This window comes from Pseudohalocynthiibacter sp. F2068 (assembly GCF_023015645.1).
In the GTDB taxonomy this organism is placed as follows: Bacteria; Pseudomonadota; Alphaproteobacteria; order Rhodobacterales; family Rhodobacteraceae; genus Pseudohalocynthiibacter; species Pseudohalocynthiibacter aestuariivivens.
Window position 1 is genome coordinate 42,365 of record NZ_JALKAK010000022.1, and the last position, 9,773, is coordinate 52,137.

The window sequence follows — 9,773 nt, forward strand, 5'->3', positions numbered from 1 at the left end:
AAAACGCAGCCTACACAGGGTGGAACGTTAAGAGGGCAGAAACATATGCGCATTTGCAACGACCTTGTTGAACTGATTGGGAACACTCCGATGATCCGGCTGAGGAAAGCCAGTGAAGAGACAGGATGCGACATTTATGGCAAGGCAGAATTTCTGAACCCCGGTCAGTCCGTGAAAGACAGGGCTGCGCTCTATATCATCAAAGATGCTGTCGCACGGGGTGCGCTCCGCCCGGGTGGAACCATTGTCGAAGGAACTGCGGGCAACACGGGAATTGGTCTTGCCCTGGTTGGCGCTTCGCTTGGGTTTAAAACGGTGATTGTCATTCCTGAAACGCAAAGTCAGGAAAAGAAAGAGATGATCCGACTGGCGGGTGCCGAGCTTGTTCAGGTACCGGCTGCGCCCTATAAGAACCCGAACAATTATGTTCGATATTCAGAAAGATTGGCGAATAAATTAGCACTTACCGAACCTAATGGTGCGATTTGGGCCAATCAGTTTGACAATGTGGCGAACAAACAAGCGCATGTTGAAACAACAGCACCGGAGATTTGGGAACAGATGGACGGAAAGCTTGATGGGTTCATCTGCGCAGTTGGGTCAGGCGGTACATTGTCTGGCGTTGCCGAAGGGCTTCGCGCACGTGACAAGACCATAAAAATCGGCCTGGCGGACCCAGAGGGATCAGCGCTTTACAATTTCTATACCACCGGAGAGTTCGGATCAGTCGGTGGATCGATCACCGAAGGTATCGGTCAGGGGCGAGTTACAGCAAACCTCGAAGGCTTGAAGGTGGACAATGTTTATCGAGTTTCAGATTCAGAAGCGCTCCCGATTGTGTTTGACCTACTCAAGGAAGAGGGGCTCATTCTGGGTGGCTCTTCAGGTATCAACGTTGCAGGCGCAATCCGATTGGCGCGCGAGCTTGGCCCGGGACACCGGATTGTGACGGTGCTGTGTGACTATGGAAATCGCTACCAGTCAAAGCTGTTTAACCCGACATTTTTAAAGGAAAAAGGCCTGCCGGTTCCAGACTGGCTTGATGCTGCACCGCGTAGCATTCCGGGCGTTTTTGAGGATTGATGAAAACATTTCACTCGCTTCTTTTATGTTTGATTTTGGCGCTTTCTGGCGCTGTAAGCCCTTTATTCGTTGCACATGCGGTCGCACAGGAAGTTGTCACCGCCCCAGATTATGCAGAGTGGGAAAAAACCGCAGAACGCGCCGAAGATGCTGTATCAGCGGCGCGGGCGTCTGATCTTGCTCTTGAAGAGCTTCGTGCACAACTGGCCGGTTGGCGCGAAAAGTTTTCGGTTGCGCAATCTGCAAACAAAGCCCGGATAGAAACGCTTGAGTCACAGCTTGCAGCACTTGGGCCGGTTCCTGACGGTGTGCCAGAGTCTGCGGAAATTGCCGCGCGACGCCAGACGTTGAGCGAAACGCTCGCCAGTGTTCGCGTGCCAATACAGACAGCTGAGGAGGCATTTACGCGTGCTGACGGTTTGATCCGACAGGTCGACGGTATCATCCGGAGCCGACAAACGGATCAACTTCTGGAGCTTGGTCCAACGCCCCTTAATCCGGTTATCTGGGCAGAAGGGTTTGGCGCAATTGGTCAAACGCTGACGGGTATTCACTCTGAAATATCAGGTGCTTGGGCAAGCCCTTTACAGAACGCGCAATTCCGCGAAAAATTGCCGCTGACTTTGTTCCTTGGCTTGCTAGCGGTCGTCCTTTTGTCACGTGGTCGACACTGGATGGAAGTTCTTTCATTGCGTGTGCAAAGCAAAAATAAGATTGCTTGGCGTTGGCTGCTTGGTTTCTTAATTTCTCTGGGGCAGGTTATCGTTCCATTGCTCGGTGTCTTCGCGCTAAGCGAAGCTCTTTTTTCCTCGGGGTTGATCGGGTTGCGAGGGTCAGTAATCGTTTCTGCGCTGCCACCTGCGGGGCTCGCGTTTTTTGTAGCTCGATGGTTGGGTGTACGTATGTTCCCGCGGTCGCATACGAGCGACCCTTATCTCAACCTAACACCCGAACAAAAAGCGGAAGGGCGCTGGTTCAGCGCTGGCCTGGGGCTTGCGATCGGACTGCAACTGATCGTTGTCGCTGTCGTTGAATTTGAAAATCTCTCTACAAGGGTATTGCTCGCGTTTGTATTTCCCTTGCTGGTGATTGTTGCGGTCATGACGTTCCGCCTGGGCCAACTACTGGTCAAACATGCACGTAACGATGCTGCAGAGAACGAACAACAGACGTACCGGAACAGAATAATCCGGTTGTTGGGCCGGGCCGTTATGGTTGTTGTCGTCGTCGGTGTTGTGCTGGGTCTTGTCGGGTATTTTGCGGCTGCCGCGCAGTTGGTGTTCCCGACTGCGGTGACCTTGGCCCTACTGGCGTTTATTCAGATACTGCAACGCTTGTTTTCAGAAGTTTATGCATTGCTTGTTGGCAATAGGGATGGCGCGCGCGAGTCCCTTATTCCTGTTCTGTTTGGCTTTGTTTTACTTTTCGCGGCTGCACCTGTTCTTGCTTTGATATGGGGTGCGCGGCTCGCGACGCTCTCAGAGATGTGGAACAAGTTTCTGGGCGGCGTGTCGCTGGGTGGCGCGCGAATTTCGCCCACTGTTTTTCTGACGTTTGCTGTCATCTTTGTGCTTGGCTACACCCTGACGCGGCTGATTCAGGGCACGCTGCGCAACACGGTTTTACCCAAGACAAAGCTTGATACCGGGGGGCGTAACGCGATTGTGTCTGGCACAGGGTATCTAGGGATATTTTTGTCAGCGATCATCGCGATTACGGGCGCAGGTATTGACCTTTCATCGCTTGCGATCGTGGCTGGTGCGCTGTCGGTTGGTATTGGATTTGGTCTCCAGAACATCGTGTCCAATTTTGTCTCGGGTATCATCCTGTTGATCGAAAGGCCAATTTCGGAAGGTGACTGGATCGAAGTTGGGAGCCATTCCGGTTACGTCCGCGATATTTCGGTGCGGTCTACCCGGATTGAAACATTCGACCGGGCTGATGTGATTGTGCCAAACGCCGATCTGATTTCAGGCGTCGTCATGAACATGACCAAAGGCAGCCTGACCGGGCGTGTCATCGTTCCGGTGGGTGTTGCTTATGGAAACGACACCAAAAGAATAGCAGCCATTTTACAGGAAATCGCCGAGGCGCATCCGATGGTAATCCTAAATCCGCCTCCTGGTGTCATTTTTCAGGGTTTTGGTGCTGACAGCCTTGATTTTGAAATCCGCGCAATCCTGCGGGATGTGAACTGGATGCTGAGCGTCAAGTCAGACATGAACCATGAAATTGCCCGGCGGTTTGCAGAAGAGGGTATCGAAATCCCGTTCGCTCAGCGCGATATCTGGCTGCGCAATCCCGAAGTCCTTTCGGGGGGAGGAAAGGCGCCAGATACATCCAAGGCATCAGAACATTCTGAAGCGTCTAACGCTCCGAGCGACGCAATTGCAGAGGTTGATTTTGAAAGCACAGACGCGACGGGTGAGGAAACATAAATGACAGAAATGTTGTTTCGCAAAGATGCCTATCTGAAAGATGCGCCAGCACTGGTTGTCGCACACACGCCCGAAGGGGGGATCATTCTTGATCAGACGATCTTTTATGCACAGGGCGGCGGACAACCGGGCGACAGTGGAACCCTTGTTTGGGATGGTGGCGAACTGGCTGTAGCAACGACAATAAAGGGTGTAGAAAATGATATTGTTCTTGTTCCGGGTGAACCGTCTGGCTTGCCGATGATCGGCGCCGAGGTGAGACAGTCGCTTAATTGGGATCGGCGCTACAAATTAATGCGTATGCACACAGCCCTTCACCTTTTGTCCGTGGTCGTACCGCTGCCAGTAACAGGTGGCGCAATCGGTGTCGACAAGGGGCGGCTTGATTTCAACATGCCTGAAACACCAGAAGACAAAGATGCGTTGGAAGCAGAGCTGAATGCGCTGATCGCCCGGAATTTACCGGTAAGCGAAACCTGGATAACGGATGCCGAACTCGAGGCGAACCCGGGGCTTGTAAAAACGATGTCGGTGAAGCCACCATCAGGGGCAGGGCACGTGCGTCTGGTACGGATTGGCGCTGGCGAAGATCAGGTGGATCTGCAACCCTGCGGGGGAACGCATGTTGCCAAAACCGGTGAAATTGGCAGTGTTCAGCTTGGAAAAATTGAAAACAAAGGCAAACAGAACCGCCGGGTTAATGTGCTTTTGGTAAGCTGACTGCTCAACTACGTAAGGGTGTTGTTCATAAGCTGATTCAGGATTTCAAAGACCTTTCAGAACAATTGCAAAACAACGCGCTAAAGCGCTTGCGCTTATCCCTCTAGTCTTGCTAAGAACCCGCGCAACGGACAGGTGGCCGAGTGGTCGAAGGCGCACGCCTGGAAAGTGTGTAGGCGGGAGACCGTCTCCAGGGTTCGAATCCCTGTCTGTCCGCCACCCACCCTTTTCTTCCAATATCATTCAATTTGAATGAACGCTGTTTTATCTATATTTTAAATACCATTAGTCAATCGGCACGTTTCCTTGCCTTTTGTTCGGTTTTGCTAGATTGTGTTCGTTACGTGGTAACTATCGTGGTAACTTTTCGACGTGACACATTTAACAGGCAAACTTACGAAGAGACTCGTGGAGACGTTACCACCCGGACGTCATGGCGACGGGAACGGGCTATTTCTCTTGGTAAAGCCTTCCGGGTCTCGAAGCTGGATAGTTCGTGTTACCGTAAAAGGACATAAGGGCAAGAAAGGTGGCCCGCTAAGAACCGACTTCGGGCTTGGTGGCGCAAATGTCGTTTCGTTATATGAAGCACGCGAAAGAGCGCTGAAATATCGGATTCTAGCGAAGCAAGGAGTAAACCCAAGATTGGGTGCCGATGTGGTTATCCCAACATTTGAGGAAATCGCGAAACAGGTTCACATAGAACGACTACCAACCTGGAAAAATATCAAGCATGGCGACCAGTTCATTAACACTCTGCGGGACTATGCTTTTCCCAAGATTGGCAAGATGCGGGTGTCGGATATCGGTCAACCTGAAATCTTATCATGCCTCTCTCCAATCTGGACTGAGAAGCACGAAACTGCCAAACGGGTTGCCCAACGTCTTAAGGTGGTGTTGGACGTGGCGAAGTCTAAGGGCTACCGGGAAGGTGAGAACCCCGTAACAGCTATTAAAGATGCTGGAGTGCTGCCCAAGGTCAAAGCCAAGGTAAAGCACCACAAGGCAATGGCGTGGCAAGACGTGCCAGCCTTCTACCTCGATTTGAAATCCCGCAATGCGATGGCGGCAAAGGCGCTTATGTTTACTTGCCTGACTGGGTCAAGAACTGGCGAAGTGTTGGGTGCTAAATGGGATGAAATTGATTTTGACAATGCTGTCTGGAACGTACCAGCCGAGAGGATGAAAACCGAAGCTCTGCACCGCGTTCCCCTTACATCAGCAATGGTTGAGATACTTGAACCGCTCCAGGCAATGAAAAGCGAGTATGTCTTTGAAGGACAAAAACGCCACCGACCGCTTTCAAACATGGCAATGCTTATGCTGCTCCGCCGGATGAAGATTGAAGGCGTTACCGTTCACGGGTTCCGCAGCACATTCCGGGACTGGGCATCTGAAGTTGCCAATGCGCCGCGCGAAGTCGCTGAAATAAGCCTTTCCCACCAGTTAGGAAACAACGTTGAGCGGGCCTATGCTCGGTCTGATTTATTGGAACGCAGGCGCACACTCATGGAGCGTTGGGCTGCGTATGTGACAGGTGAACAGGGCAAAGTTGTGAGGTTGGCGAAATGAATTGGCGGGAGCATGCTGAGGCAGGGCGATGGCATCACATAGACCACTGGAAACTGCAGGTAGAAGAGTTGAGGGAGTTGCTTGCAATTCTAAAGGATGTTGTTCCAAAGCGAGAGTTTGGCGACGGGCTGCTAAAATTCGAAGATTTCGCTAGAGGCTCAGACGTTGACGGTTCTAATGTTTCAGTTGCCGCTTGGTTGCTAAGGGACGCGCGTGAACGTTTATACAGACTGACACGCCAAAAATATCACCTCTCTGAAGTTTTCAGACATGAGTTAGAGTTGTCGAATGATATTTTCCTACGAGAGGGGTTTCCAAAAGGCATTCCGGATGCGGTTTATTGGAGCGAAACATTCCAAATTTGGCGACCTTTGTACGGAGAAATTGGATACAAGCTTCGAGAACGCTACCTTAGTAGTTATATCATTACAGATGAAGGCGTTGAAACCTATGTGCACCCTGGCCAGCACAACAAACCATGGCGCAATAATTTGCCAATTAATCAGTACAGCAAGATTATTTGTGAGCCTTATTCACTTATTTGGTGTGCTATCAGACTATGCAACCACATAAACTTTGCTCGCGGCGAAATTCTCTATCTATCGGACGGAAATAATAAGAGGCTCGGCAGGGTTGTCGGTGCTTATAATTTAACCGCCTTGGGAATGGAAATTGGGCGAATGGCTGAAATGATAAGATGGAAATTACAGCACGAGGAAAAAGCTATTGCTGGCCTTGAGGCGGAGCGCATCAAAGAAGCGCGGGAAAAAGGAGCAGGTAAAGCCTCTGCTAAAAAGCGACTAATGCGGGTAGAGGCATTGCTTACTTGCATGGAAAATCTTGTTAGCGCCAATCCTGTAGCTATTAGATTTGGGCCAGATGCTTTGGCGGACCTTGCAATCGAAGACGCTGCAGCGGAAAATCCGAGTTTGTGGTCCCAAGGGAAAGGTCAAAAAGACTATTATCTTAGCGAAATGAAGACAAATTCAGAGTTTAGAAACCGGTACCTCGCAATGTTTTCCCGATAGTTCTATTGGTTCCAGATTTTTGAAAACCCTTTAAAGGGTTTTGCAAAACAGACAAACTCTTTAAACGGAATCCCTATTTGTTCCAACCGTTTAAAGGCTAACTTTTCACTATGGAGTAATAAAAAAATCCTGCAATATTGGGTGGCGTCAAGTGACGCTCCATCAATCCAAGACAAACCGGAGTGTTACCTTTCAAATGCAAATTGAGGTGACGCAATGTTAAAACTTTTCGATGATACCCGCAGCTACACGTTGGGCGACTCTGAACTTGAGCTTATCGGCTCACGTGAGAAGCTCGCTCAGTGGAGACACTACAAGACTGGTCCAGCATACTACACGCTAGGCCGAAAGATTATATACAGCGGATCGGACCTGAATGCCTGGGCCGAAGCCAACCGGGTTGAACCGGCAAAGGTGGAGCGCGACTGATGGCGAAGCGCGTTTCAGCGCGCAGGGTCAAGCTTCACCGGCAATACACTTATGAAGAAGCGGCGGATCTGTTGGGCGTAACACCTCAGACGGTGCGAACCTGGCGCGCGCAGGGATTGCATGTCCTGACCAGCCAGAAACCGCATTTGGTCATGGGTGCAGCGCTCAGGGAGTTCCTCGACAAAAGGGCAGACCGCGCCTTGGGGCCAATGGCGATGGGTGAGTTCTATTGTATGGCCTGTCGCGCCCGCAGGCGGCCCTACGGTATGATGGCTGACTATGTACCGATATCGGATACCAGAGGACAGTTAAAAGCTCTGTGTGAGACCTGTGAAGGTCCCTGCATCCGCTTTGCCAGCACGGCCCAAATCGCGTCTTTGGCCGAAATATTGGCCATCGCCACACGCAGTAATGAATGAGCCTATACGAACCTCTCAAACCCAGCGTGAAACATAACTTCCAGAGGTCCGCGTGACGCCAAACAAATACTAGGTCAATTCGAGTAGATAACAAAGGAAACGCAAAATGCGTAAATACGATGAAGGCAACGAGCGGATAAAACGCAACTATACGCGATATCTTCGAAACGCAAAGGGTCAGGACGACAAATCCGTCGACAAGGCTCTGGCCGCAATTGTCCGGTTTGAAGAAAGCACGAAGTACAAATCATTCCGGAATTTCCACATTGATCAGGCGATACGGTTCAAGGATTTTTTGGCGAAGCCCAATGCCTCGACGAAGGGTAAGGCACTGGGTATCTCCACCATCGATGCGACCTTACGGCTGGTGAAAGCCTTCTTCTTCTGGCTAGCGGACAAGCCTGGATACAAGAAGGCGGTTGGGCATACGGATACCGACTACTTCAATAACACACTCAAGGCGCGCCGCGTCGCGCATACCGCGCGTGACATTCCCTATCCTTCGATGCGGCAGGCCCTTCATGCGTTCCGGGCCATGCCGAACAGTACGGAGTTCGAGAAGCGTGACAGGGCACTCTTTGCGTTCTTCCTGTTGACTTGTGCGCGGGATGGTGCGGTCGCGTCCCTGAAACTCAAGCATATTAATCTTGCTGAAGGACACGTGTTTCAGGATGGGCGCGACGTGAACACCAAGTTCTCTAAAACCATCGACACCTATTTTTACCCGGTAGACCCGGAAATTCGCAGATGCCTCGAAGAGTGGGTGATCTATCTGAAGGAGGTTAAATTGTTTGGCCCCGAAGACGCGCTTTTCCCCAAACCCTTGCGCGAAATTGCACCCGGCGGCGGGTTCGTATTCAACACACTGTCGCGCGACGGCTACGCTGGTGCAGCTAAACTCAATGCAATCATCCGCAATGCCTTTGCAATGGTCCAGATGCCGGAATACACACCGCACAGTTTCCGAAAAACGCTGACGCTCCATGGAGATCAGGTTTGCACGACCATGGAAGAAATGAAGGCCTGGTCGCTCAATATGGGGCACGACAATCTGGCAACCACAGTAAACTCGTACCTACCAGTCACACGCCAGAGGCAGGCAGAGATTCTGCAGGGGATGTCGGAATAAATGGATAGAAAGTGGGCTTTTCCGCATACCAGACGTTAGATTGTAGAGCAGGGATGGTCCGGACTGAGCCCATAGCAGCCGAATTGAAACCGCGTTCTTCTGTCCCGCAGCAAACTGTGCACCTAGCCTGATTTGAGAACCACGCGGTAAAGCAGCCGAGAAAGTTGCCATTCTTGGTAGCTGCAGCAAAGTCTGAACAGCCTATGACCGGGTTGCGGACTGAGAGGTCGGTCGAAATCGAAATCGCCTCTTGAGTGCTACTGCTGGATTGACTGGAGGTAGTAGACGAGAGACAGGATGCGTCCACGTGCTACCATCTCCGCGGTCTCTCCACGCTCGCTGGTTGCTGAGGCCTGAAAGCGATCACCCCAGACCGGCATGTCATTTCCATGAACGGGTATTACATTTCGCCTATCGATCATGAAAACTGTGTATTCAAACGGAAATCTTCCTTCGTTTCGGGTAGCAAGACCAGTAAGGTCCGGAGTTCCAATTTTCAGAAGCTCCGCTAGTCGCCCATCACCTTTCCCTGACTCACCATGGCATCCCGCGCAAGCGATCATGTATTCACTTTGACCGGTGCTTTCCGCCGCAACGGATTGCACTCCCAACAAGTTGGCAAAAATAGCCGTTACAAGGACAGTCATTTTCATTGCAATATCCTCCACCTTTAAAAGCCGTTGTTTATTGGTCCCGCGACGATCCTAACGCCATCGCGTCATAAGCATATTGACTTGAATCAAGCGGCCATTTCGTGAGTGAGCCGCTTGTTTGCCGTTCTCCATCCCCCGTTTCCCAAGAATAATGGAGCGCCAGTTCGGGCGTGAGATTCACTTTCGCAAACGAGTCGCCAAAGGGCGTTTTGTCCCGGCGGTTTCAACGGGTGGTCGCAACACTTTAGTCTTTTTGGAAAGATGGAGTGTTAGAGATGAAATATCGGACGCGGACGTTTTAC

9 protein-coding genes and 1 tRNA gene are annotated in these 9,773 nt (G+C 51.2%); 9 read left to right on the forward strand and 1 reads right to left on the reverse strand.

The genetic code is table 11. From position 1 onward, the window contains the following. The first annotated feature begins 45 nt into the window (after positions 1-45). From MWU63_RS18825 to MWU63_RS18865, 9 genes are all read left to right on the forward strand, one after another. On the forward strand, positions 46-1,083 hold the full coding sequence (locus tag MWU63_RS18825; protein WP_213890950.1) for a cysteine synthase A: 1,038 nt from the start codon (positions 46-48) through the stop codon (positions 1,081-1,083). Then, positions 1,083-3,521, forward strand: coding sequence for a DUF3772 domain-containing protein (locus tag MWU63_RS18830; protein ID WP_247079443.1), 2,439 nt, complete (start codon positions 1,083-1,085; stop codon positions 3,519-3,521). The genes MWU63_RS18825 and MWU63_RS18830 overlap by 1 nt, the downstream gene beginning before the upstream one ends. Then, positions 3,522-4,241 carry an alanyl-tRNA editing protein gene (locus MWU63_RS18835; protein ID WP_213890954.1) on the forward strand — a complete coding sequence of 240 codons (720 nt, stop codon included), beginning with the start codon at positions 3,522-3,524 and terminating at the stop codon, positions 4,239-4,241. It begins immediately after the preceding gene. 129 nt (positions 4,242-4,370) lie between these two features. Beyond that, positions 4,371-4,460, forward strand: a tRNA-Ser gene (locus tag MWU63_RS18840). A 153-nt stretch (positions 4,461-4,613) separates the two neighbouring features. Next, positions 4,614-5,813: a tyrosine-type recombinase/integrase gene (locus MWU63_RS20505; RefSeq protein WP_348646254.1), complete on the forward strand. Its 1,200-nt coding sequence runs from the start codon at positions 4,614-4,616 to the stop codon at positions 5,811-5,813. Then, positions 5,810-6,841, forward strand: a complete 1,032-nt coding sequence (locus MWU63_RS18850; RefSeq protein ID WP_247079447.1) for a hypothetical protein — start codon at positions 5,810-5,812, stop codon at positions 6,839-6,841. Before MWU63_RS20505 ends, MWU63_RS18850 begins: the two co-directional genes overlap by 4 nt. A gap of 216 nt (positions 6,842-7,057) precedes the next feature. Further along, complete coding sequence (locus MWU63_RS18855) at positions 7,058-7,270, forward strand: MerR family transcriptional regulator (RefSeq protein ID WP_247079449.1); 213 nt, start codon at positions 7,058-7,060, stop codon at positions 7,268-7,270. Further along, on the forward strand, positions 7,270-7,689 hold the full coding sequence (locus tag MWU63_RS18860) for a helix-turn-helix domain-containing protein (protein WP_247079451.1): 420 nt from the start codon (positions 7,270-7,272) through the stop codon (positions 7,687-7,689). The genes MWU63_RS18855 and MWU63_RS18860 overlap by 1 nt, the downstream gene beginning before the upstream one ends. Before the next feature lie 106 nt (positions 7,690-7,795). Further along, positions 7,796-8,818: a site-specific integrase gene (locus MWU63_RS18865; protein ID WP_247079453.1), complete on the forward strand. Its 1,023-nt coding sequence runs from the start codon at positions 7,796-7,798 to the stop codon at positions 8,816-8,818. Between the two features lie 257 nt (positions 8,819-9,075). Here the strand turns inward: MWU63_RS18865 and MWU63_RS18870 are convergent, their stop codons facing one another. Next, positions 9,076-9,471, reverse strand: coding sequence for a cytochrome c (locus MWU63_RS18870; protein WP_247079461.1), 396 nt, complete (start codon positions 9,469-9,471; stop codon positions 9,076-9,078). Between the last annotated feature and the right edge of the window lie 302 nt (positions 9,472-9,773).

Coding starts and splice junctions, on each gene's coding strand:
- MWU63_RS18825 (WP_213890950.1), top strand. CDS start 46: ATGCGCATTTGCAACGACCTTGTTGAACTGATTGGGAACACTCCGATG.
- MWU63_RS18830 (WP_247079443.1), top strand. CDS start 1,083: ATGAAAACATTTCACTCGCTTCTTTTATGTTTGATTTTGGCGCTTTCT.
- MWU63_RS18835 (WP_213890954.1), top strand. CDS start 3,522: ATGACAGAAATGTTGTTTCGCAAAGATGCCTATCTGAAAGATGCGCCA.
- MWU63_RS18850 (WP_247079447.1), top strand. CDS start 5,810: ATGAATTGGCGGGAGCATGCTGAGGCAGGGCGATGGCATCACATAGAC.
- MWU63_RS18855 (WP_247079449.1), top strand. CDS start 7,058: ATGTTAAAACTTTTCGATGATACCCGCAGCTACACGTTGGGCGACTCT.
- MWU63_RS18860 (WP_247079451.1), top strand. CDS start 7,270: ATGGCGAAGCGCGTTTCAGCGCGCAGGGTCAAGCTTCACCGGCAATAC.
- MWU63_RS18865 (WP_247079453.1), top strand. CDS start 7,796: ATGCGTAAATACGATGAAGGCAACGAGCGGATAAAACGCAACTATACG.
- MWU63_RS18870 (WP_247079461.1), bottom strand. CDS start 9,471: ATGAAAATGACTGTCCTTGTAACGGCTATTTTTGCCAACTTGTTGGGA.